Here is a 19,887-nt window from a genome sequence, read left to right as displayed (position 1 = left end):
AAAAACTCTTAGGGGGAAATTCAATGAAGAAAAAGAAGCTTTGGACTTTGGGTGTAATGCTGCTCCTTATTCTCTCGACAATCTTAGCAGCTTGTGGCGGCTCAGATACTAAGGATACGGGTAGTAAAGATACTTCGACTGGTGGCGATACAGCTGGCAGTGGTGAACCAAAAATTTTAGTTTATGGTCGTGGTGGAGATTCTGTAGCACTAGACCCAGCTGTTGTCACAGATGGTGAATCCTTTACGGTGACAGCTAATATTTATGAAACATTAGTAAACTTTGGTGAACAAGATGTAACGATTCAACCAGGTTTAGCAAAATCATGGGAGGCATCAGAGGATGGCCTAACTTATACATTCCAGCTACAAGAAGGTGTAAAGTTCCATGACGGCACAGATTTCAATGCTGAAGCAGTTGCCAAAAATATTGAACGTTGGAAATCAAGTACTGATAAATATCCTTATTTTAGTTCACAATTTATTGTTGGAGACAAGCAAGTAATAGAATCAGTTACTGCTGAGGGAGACTATACAGTTGTCTTTAAGTTAAGCCAACCACAAGCACCTTTCCTGAAAAATTTAGCGATGTCTCCATTTGCTATAGCTTCTCCAACAGCCTTTGAAGCAGATGAAGAAGGGTTATCAGCTAATCCTGTAGGGACAGGTCCATTCAAATTTGTCAGCTGGGTACGTAATGATTCTGTAACAATTGAGAAAAACCCTGATTATTACATTGATGGTTATCCAAAATTAGATAAAGTTATTTATCGTTCTATTCCAGATAACTCTGCACGTTTAAATGATTTAACGGCAGGTAATATTGATGTGGCTGATGGCTTAAGTCCATCTGATAAAGGAACAATTGAAGGGGATGCTAATTTACAGTTAATCGAACGTCCATCTATGAACGTTGGATATCTAGGTTTAACAGTGACACGTCCTCCATTCGATAATGTAAAAGTTCGCCAAGCAGTAAACTATGCAATTGATAAACAAGCATTAGTAGATGCATTTTATGAAGGGCTAGCAGAGCCAGCTAAAAATCCAATGCCACCAGTAATTTCTGGTTATAACGATGAGGTTACAGGTTATACGTATGATCCTGAAAAAGCGAAAGCACTACTTGCTGAAGCAGGCTATGATGGTAAGGAAATTGAGTTATGGGCAATGCCAGTACCACGTCCATATATGCCAGATGGACAAAAAGTAGCAGAAGCGATTCAAAAGAACTTAGAAGACGTAGGCATTAAATCTAAAATTGTGTCATTTGAATGGGCTACGTATTTAGAAAAAGCACAAAATGGTGAAGCCGATGCATTCCTACTTGGCTGGACAGGCGATAATGGAGATGCGGATAACTTCCTATATACGTTATTAGATGGCGATAATATTGGATCTAACAACTATACATTCTATGACAATCCAGAATTACACAAGCTTTTTGTAGCTGCTCAAACAGAAATCGATGAGGACAAGCGTAATGAACTTTATAAGCAAGCTCAAGTAATTATCTCTGAGGATGCTCCATGGGTTCCACTTGCTCACTCTACACCAATTTTAGCTGCAAATAAGAAAGTAACGAATTATATTGCGCATCCTACAGGCTCTGACCGTCTAGATGCAGTTGATATTCAATAGTAAACTTCATTGTCTAATTGAATAGAGGAAATGTAAGAATCTGCTTGCTTTTCTGCGGGTAAGCCGTGGAAATCTAGCAGATTTTTATTCTTTTCTAGTAATAGATACTCATTTTTCTCCTGTATGAAAGACCACTCATCTAACATTCAAAAACGTTTGGTGAAGGCTCAACCTTTCAACAGTATATAAAGACTTCAAAGAATAATATGAAAATCTTAGAGAGGTGATGAAAATGCTTCACTATATGGGGAGACGTTTACTCCAACTAATCCCAGTTTTGCTTGGAATGACTTTTATCGTCTTTATGTTGATACGTGCAATCCCTGGAAATCCAGTGCAAGTTATTTTAGGGCAACAGGCGACAAAAGAGGCGGTCGAGGCGTTAAACGCAAGTTTAGGATTAGATAAGCCTTGGTATACACAATACTTTAGTTATTTGGCAGGTATTTTTCAGGGAGACATGGGCGTTTCTCTACGAACAAAATTACCTGTTTCAGAAGAAATTTTCCCATATTTAGCAGCAACAGCCGAGCTGGCATTATTCGCCATGATTATTGCCATTGTTGTTGGAGTTAATGCAGGTATTATTTCAGCATGGTTCCAAAACTCTTGGTTCGATTATATTGCCATGATTGTGGCATTAGTCGGTGTTTCTGTACCTGTATTTTGGCTAGGTTTGATGGAGCAGTGGGCATTCAGTAGCCAGCTCGGCTGGTTCCCTACTTCAGGTAGAGAGGATGTTCGAGATCCTATTACCTCGATAACCCATTTCTATTTACTTGATACGCTCATTCAAGGACGTTTCGATCAATTTATTGAAGTATTAAAGCGATTAGTATTACCAGGAGTAGCACTTGCGACAATACCAATGGCTATCATTGCTAGAATCACGAGATCTTCTATGCTAGAGGTTATGCGTTCAGACTATGTACGTACTGCACGAGCTAAAGGCCAAAAAATGTTTATCGTTGTTTATAAGCATGCACTAAAGAATGCTGTTATTCCTGTGTTAACAGTAATTGGTTTACAAACAGGATTACTGCTAGGCGGTGCAATTTTAACAGAGACGATTTTTAGTTGGCCAGGAATCGGTCGTTATATTTATGATGCGATTGGCTTCAGAGATTATCCTGTTATTCAATCAGGTATTCTTATCGTTGCATTTATTTTCATCATGATTAACTTAATCGTGGACTTGTTGTATACAGTGATAGATCCACGTATTAAATACAAATAGAAGGGAGTTGCAATGATGACTGGAGCAATTGACATAAAAAAAGAAGCAGCACCAGTTCAAGAACGGGCAGTAGGTCCTTGGTTAGAAGGCTGGCGTAGCTTTAAAAAGAGCAAGGTCTCTTTATTAGGAGCAGGGATTGTTATATTTTTCATTTTACTGGCTGCAGTAGGCCCATTCATAGCACCACAGGGAATCAATGAGCAGGATTTAACGAAACGTTTACTGGCACCATCAGGTGAACATTGGTTTGGTACGGATGATTTTGGGCGAGATATTTTCTCTAGAATCATTCATGGTGCACGGATTTCACTATGGGTAGGCTTTTTTTCGGTTGTTTTATCCGTAATTGTTGGTAGTTTGCTTGGTATTATTGCAGGTTATTATGGAAAATGGATTGATACAATTATTTCACGTATATTTGATATAATGCTAGCTTTCCCTAGTATGCTATTAGCGATTGCAGTCGTGTCGGTGCTAGGGCCATCCTTACAGAATGCATTAATTGCCATTGCAATTATTAACATACCTAATTTTGGTCGTTTAATTCGCTCTAAAGTTCTGAGTGTCAAAGAAGAAGAGTATATTGTAGCGGCAAAAGCAATCGGTATGCGTGATTCAAGAATTTTATTTTCCCATATTTTGCCAAATTCAATGACACCCATTATTGTCCAAGGTACGCTTGCAATTGCGACAGCTATTATTGAAGCGGCAGCACTAGGCTTCCTTGGACTGGGAGCACAAGCGCCAGCACCTGAGTGGGGAAAAATGCTAGCCGATGCCCGGAAATTTTTATTAAATGCTCCATGGACGATGATTTTCCCAGGTTTAGCTATTATGCTAACAGTTCTTGGATTTAATCTAATGGGGGATGGGCTGCGTGATGCGCTTGATCCAAAAATGAAAAGTTAGTAAATAGATACAATTGCCTTCTACAAGTTAGAAGGTTTTTTCAGCTGATTCGCGAATATGTACTAAGGAAATAAAAGGAACTTTTTTATAGCGAAAACGTTCTAAATTTATAGAAGAGAACGTGAAGGATTTTATAAAATCAGTGGAATACCTTTTCGGAGCCATTAATTGAATTTTTTGTCATGTTATTTTAGACTTAATTAAGTAGAAACTTTTTATTTTAATGGATTATTGCTTACTATATAATCTTTCAGTTGAAATACATATTTTAGGAGGGTGTTAAAATTGGGGATTAATTTACAAAAAGGGCAACGAGTTGATTTAACGAAAGGCAATGCAGGTTTAAATAAAATTAAAGTTGGTTTAGGATGGGACCCTGTAAGTCAAGAAAAAAGTGGCGGCTTCTTAGGTGGTTTATTTTCTAGTAGAAATAGCGATAGTGGCAGAAGTGTCGATTGTGATGCCTCCGTATTAATGCTGCAGGATGACAAAATTTTAGCTGGAGACGATGTTGTCTATTTCGGAAAATTAACAAGTAACTGTGGTTCTGTACAACATTCAGGGGACAATCTAACTGGTGATGGCGCTGGTGATGATGAAGTGATTACAATCGAGCTATCGTCTATACCAACGCAATATAATAAACTTGTGTTTGTAGTAAACATTTATGATGCAGCAGGTCGTAATCAACACTTTGGCATGATTCAAAATGCATATATTCGTGTGTATGATGACAGGACAGGAAGTGAATTAATTCGCTATAATTTATCTGATAATTATTCGAACTTAACGACGTTAGTCTGTGGTGAAATTTACCGTCATAATAGTGAATGGAAATTTGCTGCAGTTGGTACGGGAACGAATGATATAAAACTTGGCGACGTTGTTCGAAGATATCAATAAATAAATGACTAAATAGGAGGAATAAAGAATATGGGCATTTCACTACAAAAAGGTCAAAAGGTAGATTTAACAAAAACAAATCCAGGATTAACAAATGTTATTGTAGGTTTAGGTTGGGATACAAATAAATATGACGGTGGTAATGATTTTGATTTAGACTCATCTGTATTTTTACTTGCTGATACTGGAAAAGTAGCAGATCAAAATGATTTTATTTTCTACAATAATACAACAGGTGGCAACGGCTCAGTTGAACATTCAGGAGATAATTTAACGGGTGTAGGTGAAGGTGACGACGAAATAGTAAAAGTCGCATTAACTCAAGTGCCTGCACATGTTCAACGACTAGCATTCACTGTAACAATTCATGATGCTGAATCACGCAATCAGAACTTTGGCATGGTGTCTAATGCCTATATTCGTATTATTAATGCTGCTTCAAATGAAGAAATAGTTCGCTATGATTTAGGTGAGGATTTCAGTATTGAAACAGCTATTGTTGTAGGCGAATTATACCGCCATAACGGAGAATGGAAATTTAATGCGATTGGCGCTGGTTATCAGGGTGGCTTAGCTGCTTTATGTAATGATTATGGCTTGAATGTAAACTAAAATTTCATCTTTGGACAGAAAGGGAGATTTTGAATGGCTATTCAGTTAAGTAAAGGGCAACGTATTGATTTAACAAAACAAGATCCAGGCTTAAATAACATTGGCATTGGCTTAGGCTGGGATGTAAAACAATTTGATGGTGGGCAAGACTTTGACCTCGATGCATCTGTATTTTTACTAGATGCATCAGGCAAATGCCGTAATGAGCAAGACTTTATCTTCTACAATAATTTAGCGAGCCAAGATCAATCTGTTGTCCATGCGGGTGATAATCGTACAGGTGCAGGTGACGGGGATGATGAAAAAATTCTTGTCAACTTAAAGCAAGTATCTCCTCAAATAGAAAAAATTGTGGTGACGGTTACGATTTACGATGCAGAAGGGCGTCATCAAAATTTTGGTCAAGTCCTAAACGCCTATGTTCGTTTGACGAATGAAGAGTCAGGATCAGAGGTATTACGTTATGATTTAGGTGAAGACTTCAGTATTGAAACAGCCGTTGTATTTTGTGAACTGTACCGTCATAATGGCGAGTGGAAATTTGCCGCAATAGGCTCAGGTTATCAGGGTGGACTAGCAGCATTAATCAACACATATGGACTGCAGTAACTAGTAGGGTATAGATACATGACGGAGGATCTTGTGTGGATGTATTAAACGAGATATTAAATACATATACACAGTATGTTTACTGGCAGATGTGAGGACATGTTTTAACCGATGCAGCATCCGTACCATCGCTGTTGCATTCCTATCATTAATTGAATGCTATAGAATCTATATGGTAATTGCCATTAGTATTTTTGTAGTCCATCTATCACATGAATTATTCATCTTTATTTTAATTGCTGCATTCTTATTGACATTTGTTGTTCACAAGATGAATAAGAAAATAGCAGTGTAAACAAGGCACTGTATTGGTCTGTATAGAACAGACTGATACAGTGCTTTTTTCACAAAAGGCACACTTATTAGGGAGAGGATTAGATGCAACACTTTGCAACAGAAGCAGAGACGATATTTTATAAGAAGCCACAGCCTTTTACTAAATGGGAAACGCCAGATATTTTGTCATATGCCTTAGGTGCGACTTTGTATATGCCAGCTTCCATGCCTAATATTGTGAGTTTAATCCAATCACAAAAATATCAAGAACTCACATCACTTGTTATTGATCTAGAAGATGCAGTAGGGGAAATGGAATTAGTAAATTGTGAAGCAAAGTTGATTGAGGATATTAATGAGTTATATACACTTTATCACCAAAAACAACTGCTACTTCAAGATTTACCATTACTTTTTATTCGTGTACGTCATGTTGAACAATTTCACTTTTTAACAACCACTTTAGGGAAAAAGCAAGAAATACTAACAGGCTATGTATTCCCGAAGTTTACAGCAGTGCATGGTGCCCGTTATTTTGAGCTTCTTGAACAAACGATTTTGGAGAATAATTTAATTTTATATGGTATGCCGATTTTAGAAAGTCGTGAAGTATTATATAAGGAATCTCGCATGGAAGCATTATTAAGTATTAAAGCCGTTCTACATCAATACAAAGCTCTTGTATTAAATGTACGTATAGGTGCTACCGATTTTTGTGGTATATACGGAATTCGCCGCCGAATGGACTCGACCATTTATGATATCAGTGTAATTCGAGATTGTATTGCAGATATAGTTAATGTCTTAGGTCGTGAAGAAGATGGCTTTGTGATATCTGGACCTGTGTGGGAGTATTTTAGTAATCAACGTATATTAAAGCCTGCTTTAAGAGTGACGCCATTTAGTGAGAAAGATGCGCTTGATACAAGGAAAGCGTTATTAGACGATTGCTTAGATGGATTAATGAAGGAAGTTTTAATGGACAAACAAAACGGCATTGTGGGAAAAACAATTATTCATCCTAGCCATATCCGTGTCGTTCATGCCCTATATGCCATTTCCTATGAAGAGTATTTAGATGCACTAAGTATTGTAGAAAATAATGATGGACGCAAAGGTGTTATGAAAAGTCACTATGCTAATAAAATGAATGAAATTAAGCCACATATGAGATGGGCACAAAGAATATTAAAACAGGCACATGTCTATGGTGTTTATCATGAATCTGTTGATTTTGCCTCACTTTTATTAAATTCTGAAATAGGTGGTAGTGTTTATGCAACAACAAATGAGTAAATTAAGCATTTTGCCGAATTATTCAATCGATATTGAAATTACCCACAATCCACACAATTTTGCTCTAACAGATTTGTTTAAAATGGCAGCTCGTATTAATAAAAAGAGACAATTTTTGTTTGTGAGCACTGTTCTTGGCAAGCATTTAGCTGTGCGACCACAAGTACCTTTACTGACAGGGACACTTTTAGCCATGATGTATCATCAGAATTTTACTGGACAAAAAGTGATTGCTTCGTCAGCCGTCATAAAATCTTTAAAGGAAGGTACGGAGTTGGATGAATTACCAAAATCTGTTGAAGGAAGCATAGAGTTAACAATGGAAACATTGTTTATTGGATTTGCTGAGACGGCTACAGCACTTGGGCATGCCGTATTTAATGCGTTTCAATCGAACGCGATGTATATCCACACAACACGTGAAGTTCTTCCAGGTTTTGAGCCATTTGTTACGTTCGAGGAAGAGCATTCACATGCAACAAGCCATAGAATTTATACAGAGGAGCCTGAAGTTTTACTGCAAGCTAAGCGCATTGTGCTAATTGATGATGAGATCACGACTGGTAATACGGTTATTAACATTATTCAAACGCTAAAACAAAAATTTCCATTAGTTCAACACTATACAGTTTTATCTATTTTAGATTGGCGTTCTGAACAGCAGCAATTAGCCTTTAAGCAATTAGAAGAACAATGGGGAATCTCTATTGAGTTTATCGCAATCATGTGTGGACACTTTAACTGTACAGGTGTTCCTAGCTTAACAAGAGCACAGCCTAGCTTACTTACACACACTGCTCAAGATATAAAACTATTGCCAATCAAAGAATCTGTTGATCGCAAATATTATCAATCTGTTGCTGAGAACGGTTTAGTAAACAATCAACCTTATTTAGTAGCAACGGGGAGATTTATGCTAACATCCAAACAACATTTTGAACAAAGGAAAATGGTACAAGCAATCGCTAAGCAATTAAAAGAGCTACGAACAGACGGACCAGCACTTGTTGTTGGAACAGGTGAGTTTATGTATGTCCCTATGCAGATTGCCTCTTACTTAGGAAACGATGTTTATTTTCAATCGACCACTCGTAGTCCTATCTATCGTACAGATGAATTAGATTACACGATTACAGATAAAATAGCTTTTGAGAGTCCAGAGAATAATGGAGTGGACAATTATTTATATAATGTCCAAAGTCAGTCATACTCGGAACTTTTCTTTATTGTGGAACGTATAGCAAGTAAAGAGGTAGTTGCCCGAGTGGTAAAGTCATTACAATCTGTCAGTAACGCAAAAATATACGTGATTTGTATGCATGAAATGGAGGTAGTACGATGATACCGACTTTACAGCCAGATAAAATGGGAAGCTATGCACCAGATGACGTTATTTTTTTATTGCGTGATATTGGGCATGTTTTTCTTGAAATGGATAATGAAAAGCGTGAACAGCTCATTCAATCAGGCACACATTATTCTGAAATGCTGCCAGTGGAATTTCAACCATCTGACACATATATGAATCTATTTTATAAGACATTAGATGCTTACGCAGAAAAAATCGCATTAGCTGTTGGCGTAGTGGCAGAGCAAATGATCAAGAATAGAGGGTTAGAAAATTTAATTTTAGTTAGTTTAGCCAGAGCAGGTACGCCAATCGGCATTTTAGTCAAACGGTATATTTTTAAGCGTTATCAGGTGAATGTTCCGCATTATTCTATCTCGATACTACGTGGTCGTGGGTTTGATGAAACGGCGATTCGTTACATTTTGACACAGCACCCTTTAGGGTGTCTTCAATTTATCGATGGTTGGACGGGAAAAGGTGCAATTACCAATGAATTAAAGCAATCTTGTCAAAAATTTAATGAGCAATATCAAGTACAATTAGATGCTAATTTAGCCGTTTTGGCAGATCCAGGGCATTGCGCTGCCATTTATGGAACACGTGAAGATTTTTTAATTCCATCTGCTTGTTTAAATTCGACTGTATCTGGATTGGTAAGTAGAACGGTTTTGAATCAGCAGTTTATGGATGCGAACGACTTTCATGGTGCAAAATACTACAAAGAATTAGAAGCTATAGATGTTTCCAATTTGTACATAGAACGTATCGTCACATGCTTTGACCAAGTGCAGAGTAAGATTGTGCAAAAATTTCAAGAGCAAGCCATCTCCCCGATTACTTGGCAGGGCATGAAGTCTGTGCAAAAGATTCAACATGATTTTGGCATTGATAATATACATTTCATCAAACCCGGTGTTGGAGAAACGACAAGAGTCTTACTTCGACGGATACCCTGGAAGATTTTAATTAATCCACAGGACATGCATGAGCTGGAACATATTTTACTGCTAGCTCGTGAAAAAAATGTATTAATAGAAGAATATTCGAATATGTCCTATGCATGTTGCGGTTTAATAAAGGAATTATAGAGGAGATTGAGATGATACTATTTACATCGGATTTAGATCGAACACTTATTTATTCTAAACGCATGATGGAGATATTTCCGCCTTTTACAGAGGCAATGGTAGTTGAACACAGGGCTGGGGAAGCAATGAGCATGATGACGCAGGAAACAGCGACTTTATTGCAGAAGGTACAACAACAAACACTATTTGTACCCGTTACGACTAGGGCATTGCATCAATATAAGAGAATCCATTTTATTAATGACCTATGCCCTGCTTTTGCAATTACAAGCAATGGAGGTACAATATTAGATAAGGGTCAGCCATATGAAAAATGGACGAAAGCATTAAGTAGACGTATTGAAGATTCTTCAATCCCGCGAGAGGACATGTTAAAGCATTTTCAGTCGATTAAATCCGATAAATGGCTACAACGTTCTTTGTATATAGATGATCTTTTTTACGTACATCATGTGGATCTTGAAGTTTTACAACACGATGAATTACAAGCAATGATTCAAGAGTTTGATGCTCATGGCTGGTATGTTCTTCTGCAAGGTAAAAAATTGTATTTTATGCCCAAGGTACTGACGAAGGAAGCTGCCATAGAATATATGAAAGAGTTCTGTACATACGATGTGCATATAGCAGCAGGCGATTCTATTATGGATTATGGAATGCTGGCAATGGCTGATTTAGCTTTTACACCGAATCATGGAGATTTGAAGGATAAACAGCCGAAAGTTCTACACAATACAACTTACTCGGCTCACGATGGTGAAGCATTTACAAAAGATTTGCTAGAAACTGTTTTACAGATGGCTTCACAACAAACGGTAGTATAGGTTATTCAACTTTTTTAGTTGTCATAAGGTAGAGTCATCCTATGACAAATGAATTCTTCAGCATATACTGAGGATGATTTTTTAGGAGGTGCGTTTGTATGCAAACAATCACAATTAAATCAGTGTTGGAGCGACATCCTGATGATTGGCTACAGGCGTTTCAAGAATCACCAAAGGATCGCGCATTTTATGAGGAAACAGCTCAACAAATAAGTTTTAGCAGGATAGCTGTTCGTGTATTGGGCGTACCAATCGAAGAAGATGATTATTTCAATTCAATATTTACATTGTCACAAAACACGAATATCCATATTTTAAGTGAAGAATTAAATAAGCATATTGAGCAAAAAGATTTTCAAGCCATACAAACGATTTTATCGCAGCATCAACAAACGCCAAAAGGCCTATCTATTAATCGTTTAGTTGCGATGATGTATGGCCATCAGTTAATTCCAAAACATGATGATAGCGTAATGAATCGACATTTACAGTTAGCGACCATTAAAGTAGTTGAGCTCTTTCAAAAACAACAATCCTTAGGCTTGCTCGCAAATGAGTTTCGCCGTTTTTTAATTGATATGGTGAAATGGTTAAAAAATCATTGGATTCAATGGACAAAAGCCATGAAGCCAACAGATGATTTTCCAAAAGTTGTTTGGTATGGGGAAACAACCATTAGTCAGCGCTATTTTTTATTGCTACTAATGGAGCTTGGATGTGACGTATTAATTTTTCATCCAGCTAAAATAGATGAATTTGCAGAAATAGATCCTACTGATACGTTCTCTATCACGTACTCATATGCAAATCAAACAACCTTACAGCCATTTCCTGACAAGCTTCGTGATCGCCAGGCGACTGTAGGTTATCGCTCAAGTCAGCATTTCGAACAATTGATGCATGATCAGCAATCAGGGGTCTATAAGCCTTGGCAGTTTAAAGACTTTATGCCACGTTCACTAACATTACGTATGACATACGATGATATTTTTATTTATGCAGATGAGAAGGCTATGGTTCGACCACAATTTGAAGTGATAGAAAATGAAGTAATCATACCAGTAATATTTGCAAAAATAAGCGGAGTGTCTAGCCGACGAGAAGAATACTGGCATTACATGCATCAGTTAATGGCAAATCAACAAACTGTTTTTGTTCAGGAATTCCCGTATGCAACAACGAGCAGAGCCAATTTCCATTTTCACTATAAGCATTGCTTAGTGAATGGTGAGCTTTCGATAGAGCGTATTATGCAAAGTGACTGGTGGCAGTATGGTGAACTAACATTGGAGCTACAGCGTGCAATTGCCCATACGATAAAAACATCATGTGAGCAACCAATGTTAAAACAACAGCCAAATGAGACTTTATATGATTTACAGTTATTTTTATTTAAACAAATGACGATGATTCCTCAAGATATACTACGGTTACTACAAAGCTTTGATTATTCACAAGAGGTACCAAAACTCTTATTGTACCAATCACCTGAGCAACCAGCATTATCACGTGAGGACATTGCATTATTAGCATTTTTAAATCGTTTTGGTATGGATATTGTCTTTTATAATCCCACAGGTCAACTTGATTTAGAAAAACATTTACAAGAAGATACTTACGATGTACACCGTTTAGAACATATGCTATTTGACTTGTACTATGAAGAACCAAAGCAGCAAAAAACAGCACCCGACAAAATCATTAAAAAACTCTTTAATCGTTTTTTCTGATGATAGGAAGGAGGCGGCAGGAATGTCAAATAACTCGTTGACGCTGGAGCGGCTGACACTGGAAACTGCAGAAGCCGTCAAAGAACAGTTAAGGGACCATGCAGAGGTACAGCACATTGCCAATCAAATTAATATAAAAAATCAGTTAGAAATACTGGCGTTGGGAAAAGAGCCAGCGACAAAACTAGCAAAATTCGCAGACCAAATTTTAGATATCCTCACCCAATCATCATCTTATGAATCGAGTGAATTATTTAAGCAACTCGAAGCCTTAATGTTGTCATTTGATAAAAAGGATTTTGCTGAGCAAAAGGGTTTTTTTAAAAAGTTATTTGCACGTAAAACCAAAAATGATGAAGATCTATTTGCGAAATATAGTGTACTTGGTAGAGATATTGAAAAAATTCATTATCAATTTGTGCTGATGGAAGAGGAATTAGCGAAGGATAATCGAGTACTTGCACGATTATATAATGAAGATTTGATGTTTTACCTTGACCTAGAAAAATATATCGTAGCAACCGACATGAAATTACATGAGGTACAAACAACACTGATCCCTATGTATGTCAAACAAAGTGAGGCAGGCAATCAGGTGGCCAAAATGGAGCTTAATCGTTTGCAAACAATTGCAGAGATGCTCCAACAAAAAATAGATGAGTTGGAAAAATCGCGTATGGTTGCCATTATAACAGCTCCGCAAATTGAGATGCTGCGTTATGGTAATAGTGAATTGATTGAACAGATTAATGGTGCTTTTGTTAAAACCATTCCTGTTTTTAAAATGGGTATGATGAATGCTGTTAATGAAAGGCGACAACAATTACAGAATCAATCTGCATCAGCCTTCGAAAATCGTATGAAGCAATTCGGAGGAGCTAGCAATGAAGCGGTTCAATTAAGCACTGCTATGGCTCAGCAATCAGGCACAACACAGACCCTTGAGGAAATGTGGGATATCATTGTTTCAGGTATTGCAAATTACCAGCATTTACGGGATGAGCAAACGGTTAAACGTCAACAAGCAGAGCAGCAACTACTAACATTGCGGAAATAATAAAAAGCGACAGATTCTTTTACATCAAATCTGTCGCTACAAAGTTGTTAGATGAATTCTTCTTCAAATTCTACGTTAATTTCGTGACCATGGTAGCTTTGATAAGACACAATAAGTGTGTCTAGATGCTCTAGATTTTCTTCATAATCTAAAATCCTTGATAAAATATAGAGTAGGTGATAACTAGAAAATTCCGTATCGCCTTCTTCACGAGCAAAATTGATTTGCTTGATGAAAATCTCCATCAGTTCATTGCGCTGAACATAGTCAATGTTTTTACTCCACTGTGAATGCTCAGGCTTTAGTTTCCCTGTATATTTTAAGAGCAGTTGTTCATGATACGTTAGCAAGGAATCAAGTCGCTCCTGAATCATTAAGTGAAATTGTGTTGGTAGCTGAGCTAATTCGTTTTCATGGTTATGCAAACGTTGAAGTAATTCTAAACTCTTTTTGGAGGTTAGAATCATTTGACGATAGACTACTAATTTACGTGCTTTCACATATTTTTTGTTTTTGAAGTAATTGCGCTCTTCCTTATATAAATCATATAATGTATCAACTCGTAGCATACGATTTTTAAACTTACTTAATGCACCCTTTGTGGATGTATGCTCAGAGGCCTGACGTACTGCAAGTCGTGTCCAACGAATAATATCATCCTGTAAAATATAGATTTTGCGAAATAGTTTTATCTCGTATTTCGGTGGTAAGAACACAAGGTTAACAACAAATGCTGCTAATACCCCAACTAAAATAGTGAGAAAGCGTATTAACCCAAATGTTAAAAAGTCATCCCCTTGAAACTCCATGATTGCCACGACTGATACTAATGCCAAAGAAAGAGATTTTTCAAGTTTAAACTTCAACATTAAACCAATAGCTATTATGACGGCTATACCGATGGCTACAACATGATGGCCAAAAAGTAAGCCAAAAATGACGGCTATGGTCGCCCCTATAATATTTGCTTGTACTTGCTCTACAATGGTTTGATAAGAACGATAAATAGAAGGCTGAATTGCAAAAATGGCTGCAATCCCAGCAAAAACAGGTGAAGGTAGTTTTAACAACTCTGCTATAAACAGGGCAAATACAATAGCGACACCAGTTTTAAATACACGGGCACCTAATTTCATAAAGATGTCCTTTCTGTCTAATATTTTTTAGTTTCTTTACATTATAGAAGGAAGTGCTCATAAAATACATAGATTTGTATGCATGAATAAGAAAAAGGCGACTTCTACTAGAAAGTCGCCTTTGTATTGTCACATGATTACAATTGAGAGAACGCGTAATCTACAGCTTTAATTGTTTCAACAATGTCTGCTTCTGTATGCTCTGTTGTTAAGAACCAAGCTTCATATTTAGAAGGAGCTAAATTAATGCCTTGCTCAAGCATTAGTTTAAAGAAGCGACCAAAAATTTCACCATCAGCGTTTTCAGCTTGCTCATAGTTTTCTACCTTCACATCTGTAAAGTAGATAGTTAGTGCTCCTTTGAGACGATTTAGTGTGATCGTCACATCATGTTTTTTAGCCGCTGCTAAAACACCTTCTTCTAAAATTCCACCTAGTCTATCCATTTCATCGTAAATGCCTGGTGTTTGTAGCACTTCTAGGCAGGCAATACCGGCTTGCATCGATGCAGGATTTCCAGCCATCGTACCTGCTTGGTAGGCTGGTCCAAGTGGTGCAACTGTATCCATAATTTCTTTACGACCACCATATGCGCCGATTGGTAAACCACCACCAATAACTTTCCCAAGTGCAGTTAGGTCAGGGGTTAGGCCAAGTAAATTTTGAGCTCCACCATAATGGAAACGGAAGGCTGTAATGACTTCATCGTAAATCGTTAAGGCACCTTTTTCTTTTGCAGTAGCATGTACTAATTCAAGGAAACCGGGGTTTGGCTCAACAATACCGAAGTTTCCAACAATGGGTTCTATTAAGATAGCCGCAATTTCTTCGCCCCATTTTTCCATGGCTTCAGTAAAGGCTTCAGGATTATTGAAAGGTACAGTAATAACTTCTTCTGCTGTAGATGTTGTCACACCCGCTGAGTCAGGTGTTCCTAATGTTGCAGGACCAGAACCGGCAGCTACTAATACTAAATCGAAGTGGCCATGGTAACAACCTGCAAATTTCATGATTTTTGTACGACCTGTGTAGGCACGTGCAACACGAATAGTCGTCATAACAGCTTCTGTACCAGAGTTGTTAAAACGTACTTTATCCATAGAAGGGATTGCTTCTTTTAACATTTTCGCGAAAGTAACTTCGTGTTCAGTCGGTGTTCCAAACAATGTACCATTTTCAGCTGCATGTGAAATGGCCTTCGCAATATGAGGGTGACCATGTCCAGTAACGATTGGCCCATAAGCCGCTAGATAGTCGATATAACGATTGCCATCTACATCCCAAAAATAAGCGCCTTTGCCCCGTGTCATTGCCACTGGAGAACCGCCACCTACTGCTTTATATGAACGAGAAGGGCTGTTTACACCACCAACAATATGCTGTAAAGCCTCTGCATGTATTGCTTCGGATTTTGTGTGATTCATAGTATTGCCTCCTAACTTTTTATACGTAATCTATTGTAGACCTATCGGTGTAAGAAATCCAAAGAAATTAAAGGATATGACTTGATTTGTACCTTAGAGTAAAATAGAACGTACAGAGGAGGAGATTTTTATGACTTTACTAGAAGGACAGAACGCGCCAGATTTTTCTCTAATAAATGAAAAGGGAGAGATGGTTCATTTAACTGATTTTAAAGGGCGGAATGTTATTTTGTACTTTTATCCAAAGGATATGACTCCAGGTTGCACAACGGAAGCATGTGATTTTCGTGATAAGTTTGAGGACTTCAGTCATTTAAATGCTGTTGTTCTTGGTGTTAGTCCGGATGATGTAAACAAACACACAAAATTTATTGATAAGCACGGGTTGCCATTTTCATTATTAGTCGATGAGGATCATGCTGTTGCTGAAGCATACAATGTATGGGTTTTAAAGAAAATGTACGGACGCGAATTTATGGGCATAGAGCGTTCAACGTTTTTAATTGATACAGAGGGTAGGCTTATAAAAGCTTGGCGCAAGGTACGAGTGAAAAATCATATTGAAGATGTGTATGCCTATTTAGCAGAACAGGAGGCAGCGCAATGAGAATCTATTTTACGTTTGAACCAAGACCCACTTTACGTGAACCATTACTAGCAGAATTTCCGCAGGTAGATTTTGTCTTCGGAAGTGGCTTATCAAATGAAGAACTTCAACAAGCCGATGTTTTAGTTACATATGGTGAAGATTTAACAGAAGAGAGTATCCAATTTGCGACTAAGTTAAAGTGGATTTTTGTTGCGTCAGCAGGTATAGAAAAAATGCCTGCTCATGCTATTATGGAACGTGGTATTTTAGTTTCAAATGTCCGTGGAATTCATAAAACACCAATGGCAGAATCGATGCTTGCCCATATTTTAGCGATTAAACGCGCCTTACCTTGGATGTATGAGCAGCAAAAGAAAAGCGAATGGTCAAAAAAAGCGCAACAAACAGAATTACGAGATAGTACAGCCCTTATTTTAGGTCCAGGTGCTATTGGCGCAGAAGTTGGTCGTCTATTGCAAGCTTTTGGTGTAACGACGATTGGTTGCAATCGATCTGGAAAAGAGGCGGCTAATATGGATAAAATCATTAGCTTTGCCCAATTAAAAGAAGCCTTACCTGATGCGGATATTGTCATTTCCGTGTTACCGAAAACAAAAGAAACTACACATTTATTAAAAGAAGAACATTTTGCAACGATGAAAAGTAGTGCAATTTTCATGAATTTTGGTCGAGGTAACTTGGTGGATGAAAAGGTTCTCATTCAAGCTATCGAAACAGAGCAAATTGGCTATGCTGTTTTAGATGTATTTGAAGAGGAGCCTCTGGCGTCGGACAATCCATTATGGACATTACCGAATGTCATTGTATCACCACATATATCTAGTCATTCTTCTCGTTACGTTGAACGAAGTCTAGAAATTTTCAAGCCAAGCCTAACAAAATGGCTGAAGGGTGATACGGATTTAGAAAATATCATGGATTTATCAAGAGGATATTAAGGAACGACCATTGATATATTGAGGATAAGCAATGTATGATTGTTGACGAAGTAGAGGTAATTGGATACACTATTTATAACTATTATAAATTAATAATACTTATGGAAGAGGTGCATGACGATGTCTGCAACGCATTTACAGGATGCACTGGACACGTTAAAAACAACTGGTGTACGTATTACTCCTCAGCGTCATGCTATTTTGGAATATCTGATTCAATCAATGGCACATCCTACTGCCGATGAAATTTATAAAGCACTTGAGGGCAGGTTCCCTAATATGAGTGTAGCGACTGTCTATAACAACCTGCGCGTATTTCGCGAAGTGGGTCTTGTGAAAGAGCTTACTTATGGGGATGCTTCAAGTCGCTTTGATTTCGTGACAAATGATCATTACCATATGATTTGTGAATGCTGTGGTAAAATCGTTGATTTCCATTACCCTGGACTCGACGAAATAGAGCATTTTGCATCACAGGTAACTGGCTTTGATGTGCATTCGCATCGTTTAGAGATATACGGCACTTGTCCATCATGTAAAGGTGCTACTGCTAAAGTACAATAAAAATCCTAGCTCTTATAAAGGGCTAGGATTTTTTTGTTTTATTATTGTAGGATTGATCGAACTCTTTACCTTCTAGAGTAGGATCAAGCGTTAATGGCTCATTGCAGTACATACACATATCTACACGACCTAAAACCTTTGTATGTTTATGACAATTAGGGCACTCAACTTGAATAGCTCTTGTTGACAGTAATCCTATCCAAGCATATACAACTGTACTACCGATAATACATAAAACACCTAGCGACATGAAAATTAAAACTAAAATCGGGCTATTTTTAAAGAAAATGCCTCCGTACATGACAATAAAACCGAAAAAGATTAGTGCTAATGCGAATGAACGAATTTTATTAATTTTACTTTTATAAGGTTTCATATTTCATCTTGCCTCCCAATCTAAAATCTACTATAACATATAAGGACAAAGTATTTTAGCTTTGAGATGAACGAAAGAAGGAATACTTTTAGAGTATGTCGAATTTTTAACGGAACAAGAGATGCTGTATGAATAAAGGGGGGCTGAACATGGAGCAAGTATTGCGTCCAATATATCAAGAACGTGCAAGTCAAGCGAATACATTAGGCGTAATTTTAGTGGAAAAGCGTGAGGAACAAAGTAACGTTACAGATACATTTGATACGGTTTTACTAATTATCGTAAAAGAAGCAGAGCAACCTGTCTTTTCGAAACATTACTTATATGAAGGAAATAAAGTCGCTCTACATACTGTTACGGAGAAGTTAATACGAAAATGGTTGCTCATCGGTTCTAATAAGAAGGTAGTAGATTGGATATTCTTCGGCAGAGTGCTATTTGATCGAAATGAATTTTTGCATAAATTAAAAATAGAATTGCAGGAATTTCCGTATAGCGGTCGTAAAATCAAAACAGGTATCCAATTTTCAAAGTTAATTCGCCGTTATTTGGCGGGGAAAGAATACTTTGATAAAGGAAGTTACTTGGATGCTTATAATCACGTAGTCGATTCCCTACATCATTTGGGCCGTCTATCTATTATTGATAGTGGACTATACCCTGAAGTGACTGTTTGGGCACAAGTGAAAAAAATTGAACCAGCCATCTATAAGCTATATGAAGAGCTTGTGACAAGTAATGAGCCAATAGAAAAACGCTTAGAACTATTGTTTTTAGCAAGTGAGTTTTTAATTCACTCTCGTACACGAGATGGAGCACAGCATATATTAGAAGTCATGCAAGCAAAAGAAATGTGGACTATTCAAGAGTTGCATGATCATCACGAGCTTATGAATTACTCAGTAGATTTAGAAGTGTTTGTAGAGTATTTGGTAGACAAAGGCTATATTCAAATAGAACCAATTGCTGCAAAAAATGATATGATCTTTCACCGTCATTACAAGGTCAATAAAGACGCTCTAGAAATGGGGCAATGACTGTAGTATGCTTGTAATCGAGGTATCTAAAAAATACCTCGATATTTTTTTAGAAAAGTAGTTGACGAATAATAACTTTGTATTGTATTATATTAATTGTCGCTAAGACATGACGAAAACTTAATGAAAAGCATAAAAAACTTTTTAAAAAAAGTGATTGACATGATTTGAGTGAGATGTTAATATAAAGAAGTCGCTGAAAAACGACTTAAATAATGAACCTTGAAAACTGAACAAGCAAAACGTAATCAATAAAGTTTTTAGTAACTA

19 protein-coding genes are annotated in these 19,887 nt (G+C 37.3%); 16 read left to right on the top strand and 3 right to left on the bottom strand.

Going from position 1 to position 19,887, the window contains the following annotated elements; all coding sequences use genetic code 11:
- Positions 1 to 23 precede the first annotated feature (23 nt).
- The 12 genes from GJU32_RS18930 (at position 24) to GJU32_RS18875 (ending at position 13,532) form a co-directional block, all read left to right on the top strand.
- A complete protein-coding gene (locus GJU32_RS18930; protein ID WP_155593484.1) occupies positions 24 to 1,640 on the top strand; it encodes an ABC transporter substrate-binding protein in 1,617 nt (538 codons plus the stop codon).
- Positions 1,641 to 1,872: 232 nt separating this feature from the next.
- A complete protein-coding gene (locus GJU32_RS18925; RefSeq protein ID WP_155593483.1) occupies positions 1,873 to 2,877 on the top strand; it encodes an ABC transporter permease in 1,005 nt (334 codons plus the stop codon).
- A gap of 12 nt (positions 2,878 to 2,889) precedes the next feature.
- Positions 2,890 to 3,786, top strand: coding sequence for a nickel transporter permease (gene nikC, locus GJU32_RS18920; protein WP_155593482.1), 897 nt, complete (start codon positions 2,890 to 2,892; stop codon positions 3,784 to 3,786).
- A 285-nt stretch (positions 3,787 to 4,071) separates the two neighbouring features.
- Positions 4,072 to 4,689 (top strand): TerD family protein, encoded by a 618-nt coding sequence (locus GJU32_RS18915; RefSeq protein WP_155593481.1) that lies wholly within the window; start codon positions 4,072 to 4,074, stop codon positions 4,687 to 4,689.
- Between the two features lie 30 nt (positions 4,690 to 4,719).
- Positions 4,720 to 5,301, top strand: a complete 582-nt coding sequence (locus tag GJU32_RS18910) for a TerD family protein (RefSeq protein ID WP_155593480.1) — start codon at positions 4,720 to 4,722, stop codon at positions 5,299 to 5,301.
- Between the two features lie 33 nt (positions 5,302 to 5,334).
- Positions 5,335 to 5,910: a TerD family protein gene (locus GJU32_RS18905; RefSeq protein WP_155593479.1), complete on the top strand. Its 576-nt coding sequence runs from the start codon at positions 5,335 to 5,337 to the stop codon at positions 5,908 to 5,910.
- Positions 5,911 to 6,288: 378 nt separating this feature from the next.
- On the top strand, positions 6,289 to 7,482 hold the full coding sequence (locus tag GJU32_RS18900) for an HpcH/HpaI aldolase/citrate lyase family protein (protein WP_155593478.1): 1,194 nt from the start codon (positions 6,289 to 6,291) through the stop codon (positions 7,480 to 7,482).
- Positions 7,463 to 8,824, top strand: coding sequence for a phosphoribosyltransferase family protein (locus tag GJU32_RS18895; protein WP_155593477.1), 1,362 nt, complete (start codon positions 7,463 to 7,465; stop codon positions 8,822 to 8,824). Before GJU32_RS18900 ends, GJU32_RS18895 begins: the two co-directional genes overlap by 20 nt.
- Positions 8,821 to 9,921 (top strand): cysteine protease StiP family protein, encoded by a 1,101-nt coding sequence (locus GJU32_RS18890; RefSeq protein WP_155593476.1) that lies wholly within the window; start codon positions 8,821 to 8,823, stop codon positions 9,919 to 9,921. The genes GJU32_RS18895 and GJU32_RS18890 overlap by 4 nt, the downstream gene beginning before the upstream one ends.
- A gap of 11 nt (positions 9,922 to 9,932) precedes the next feature.
- Complete coding sequence (locus GJU32_RS18885) at positions 9,933 to 10,745, top strand: hypothetical protein (RefSeq protein WP_155593475.1); 813 nt, start codon at positions 9,933 to 9,935, stop codon at positions 10,743 to 10,745.
- A gap of 98 nt (positions 10,746 to 10,843) precedes the next feature.
- Positions 10,844 to 12,475, top strand: coding sequence for a YceG family protein (locus tag GJU32_RS18880; protein WP_155593474.1), 1,632 nt, complete (start codon positions 10,844 to 10,846; stop codon positions 12,473 to 12,475).
- A gap of 22 nt (positions 12,476 to 12,497) precedes the next feature.
- Positions 12,498 to 13,532 (top strand): toxic anion resistance protein, encoded by a 1,035-nt coding sequence (locus GJU32_RS18875; RefSeq protein ID WP_155593473.1) that lies wholly within the window; start codon positions 12,498 to 12,500, stop codon positions 13,530 to 13,532.
- A 47-nt stretch (positions 13,533 to 13,579) separates the two neighbouring features.
- Here the strand turns inward: GJU32_RS18875 and GJU32_RS18870 are convergent, their stop codons facing one another.
- Together GJU32_RS18870 and GJU32_RS18865 are read right to left on the bottom strand one after the other, a co-directional pair.
- On the bottom strand, positions 13,580 to 14,668 hold the full coding sequence (locus GJU32_RS18870; protein WP_155593472.1) for an FUSC family protein: 1,089 nt from the start codon (positions 14,666 to 14,668) through the stop codon (positions 13,580 to 13,582).
- 137 nt (positions 14,669 to 14,805) lie between these two features.
- Positions 14,806 to 16,092, bottom strand: a complete 1,287-nt coding sequence (locus GJU32_RS18865; protein ID WP_155593471.1) for a glutamate-1-semialdehyde 2,1-aminomutase — start codon at positions 16,090 to 16,092, stop codon at positions 14,806 to 14,808.
- Positions 16,093 to 16,222: 130 nt separating this feature from the next.
- On the opposite strand from GJU32_RS18865, the gene bcp reads away from it, so the two are divergent.
- From bcp to perR, 3 genes are all read left to right on the top strand, one after another.
- Positions 16,223 to 16,699: a thioredoxin-dependent thiol peroxidase gene (bcp, locus tag GJU32_RS18860; RefSeq protein WP_155593470.1), complete on the top strand. Its 477-nt coding sequence runs from the start codon at positions 16,223 to 16,225 to the stop codon at positions 16,697 to 16,699.
- A complete protein-coding gene (locus GJU32_RS18855) occupies positions 16,696 to 17,640 on the top strand; it encodes a D-2-hydroxyacid dehydrogenase (protein ID WP_155593469.1) in 945 nt (314 codons plus the stop codon). Before bcp ends, GJU32_RS18855 begins: the two co-directional genes overlap by 4 nt.
- A gap of 120 nt (positions 17,641 to 17,760) precedes the next feature.
- On the top strand, positions 17,761 to 18,204 hold the full coding sequence (gene perR / locus GJU32_RS18850; protein WP_155593468.1) for a peroxide-responsive transcriptional repressor PerR: 444 nt from the start codon (positions 17,761 to 17,763) through the stop codon (positions 18,202 to 18,204).
- A gap of 22 nt (positions 18,205 to 18,226) precedes the next feature.
- On the opposite strand, the gene GJU32_RS18845 is transcribed toward perR, so the two are convergent.
- Positions 18,227 to 18,580: a YgzB family protein gene (locus tag GJU32_RS18845; RefSeq protein ID WP_004230509.1), complete on the bottom strand. Its 354-nt coding sequence runs from the start codon at positions 18,578 to 18,580 to the stop codon at positions 18,227 to 18,229.
- A 149-nt stretch (positions 18,581 to 18,729) separates the two neighbouring features.
- On the opposite strand from GJU32_RS18845, the gene GJU32_RS18840 reads away from it, so the two are divergent.
- Positions 18,730 to 19,617 (top strand): nucleotidyltransferase-like protein, encoded by an 888-nt coding sequence (locus GJU32_RS18840; RefSeq protein WP_155593467.1) that lies wholly within the window; start codon positions 18,730 to 18,732, stop codon positions 19,615 to 19,617.
- Positions 19,618 to 19,887: the final 270 nt, after the last annotated feature.

It is taken from the genome of Lysinibacillus cavernae, from assembly GCF_009724685.1.
Lineage (GTDB): Bacteria > Bacillota > Bacilli > Bacillales_A > Planococcaceae > Lysinibacillus > Lysinibacillus cavernae.
Note: the sequence above shows the minus strand (reverse complement) of the source record. Positions and strands in the feature narration are given on the sequence as shown.

Excerpts from the sequence above, each read along its gene's own strand:
- GJU32_RS18925 (WP_155593483.1), top strand. The coding sequence starts at position 1,873 with ATGCTTCACTATATGGGGAGACGTTTACTCCAACTAATCCCAGTTTTG.
- GJU32_RS18890 (WP_155593476.1), top strand. The coding sequence starts at position 8,821 with ATGATACCGACTTTACAGCCAGATAAAATGGGAAGCTATGCACCAGAT.
- GJU32_RS18900 (WP_155593478.1), top strand. The coding sequence starts at position 6,289 with ATGCAACACTTTGCAACAGAAGCAGAGACGATATTTTATAAGAAGCCA.
- GJU32_RS18905 (WP_155593479.1), top strand. The coding sequence starts at position 5,335 with ATGGCTATTCAGTTAAGTAAAGGGCAACGTATTGATTTAACAAAACAA.
- GJU32_RS18845 (WP_004230509.1), bottom strand. The coding sequence starts at position 18,580 with ATGAAACCTTATAAAAGTAAAATTAATAAAATTCGTTCATTCGCATTA.
- GJU32_RS18885 (WP_155593475.1), top strand. The coding sequence starts at position 9,933 with ATGATACTATTTACATCGGATTTAGATCGAACACTTATTTATTCTAAA.
- GJU32_RS18865 (WP_155593471.1), bottom strand. The coding sequence starts at position 16,092 with ATGAATCACACAAAATCCGAAGCAATACATGCAGAGGCTTTACAGCAT.
- GJU32_RS18910 (WP_155593480.1), top strand. The coding sequence starts at position 4,720 with ATGGGCATTTCACTACAAAAAGGTCAAAAGGTAGATTTAACAAAAACA.
- GJU32_RS18875 (WP_155593473.1), top strand. The coding sequence starts at position 12,498 with ATGTCAAATAACTCGTTGACGCTGGAGCGGCTGACACTGGAAACTGCA.
- GJU32_RS18930 (WP_155593484.1), top strand. The coding sequence starts at position 24 with ATGAAGAAAAAGAAGCTTTGGACTTTGGGTGTAATGCTGCTCCTTATT.
- GJU32_RS18880 (WP_155593474.1), top strand. The coding sequence starts at position 10,844 with ATGCAAACAATCACAATTAAATCAGTGTTGGAGCGACATCCTGATGAT.
- GJU32_RS18840 (WP_155593467.1), top strand. The coding sequence starts at position 18,730 with ATGGAGCAAGTATTGCGTCCAATATATCAAGAACGTGCAAGTCAAGCG.
- perR (WP_155593468.1), top strand. The coding sequence starts at position 17,761 with ATGTCTGCAACGCATTTACAGGATGCACTGGACACGTTAAAAACAACT.
- GJU32_RS18870 (WP_155593472.1), bottom strand. The coding sequence starts at position 14,668 with ATGAAATTAGGTGCCCGTGTATTTAAAACTGGTGTCGCTATTGTATTT.
- bcp (WP_155593470.1), top strand. The coding sequence starts at position 16,223 with ATGACTTTACTAGAAGGACAGAACGCGCCAGATTTTTCTCTAATAAAT.
- GJU32_RS18855 (WP_155593469.1), top strand. The coding sequence starts at position 16,696 with ATGAGAATCTATTTTACGTTTGAACCAAGACCCACTTTACGTGAACCA.
- GJU32_RS18895 (WP_155593477.1), top strand. The coding sequence starts at position 7,463 with ATGCAACAACAAATGAGTAAATTAAGCATTTTGCCGAATTATTCAATC.
- nikC (WP_155593482.1), top strand. The coding sequence starts at position 2,890 with ATGATGACTGGAGCAATTGACATAAAAAAAGAAGCAGCACCAGTTCAA.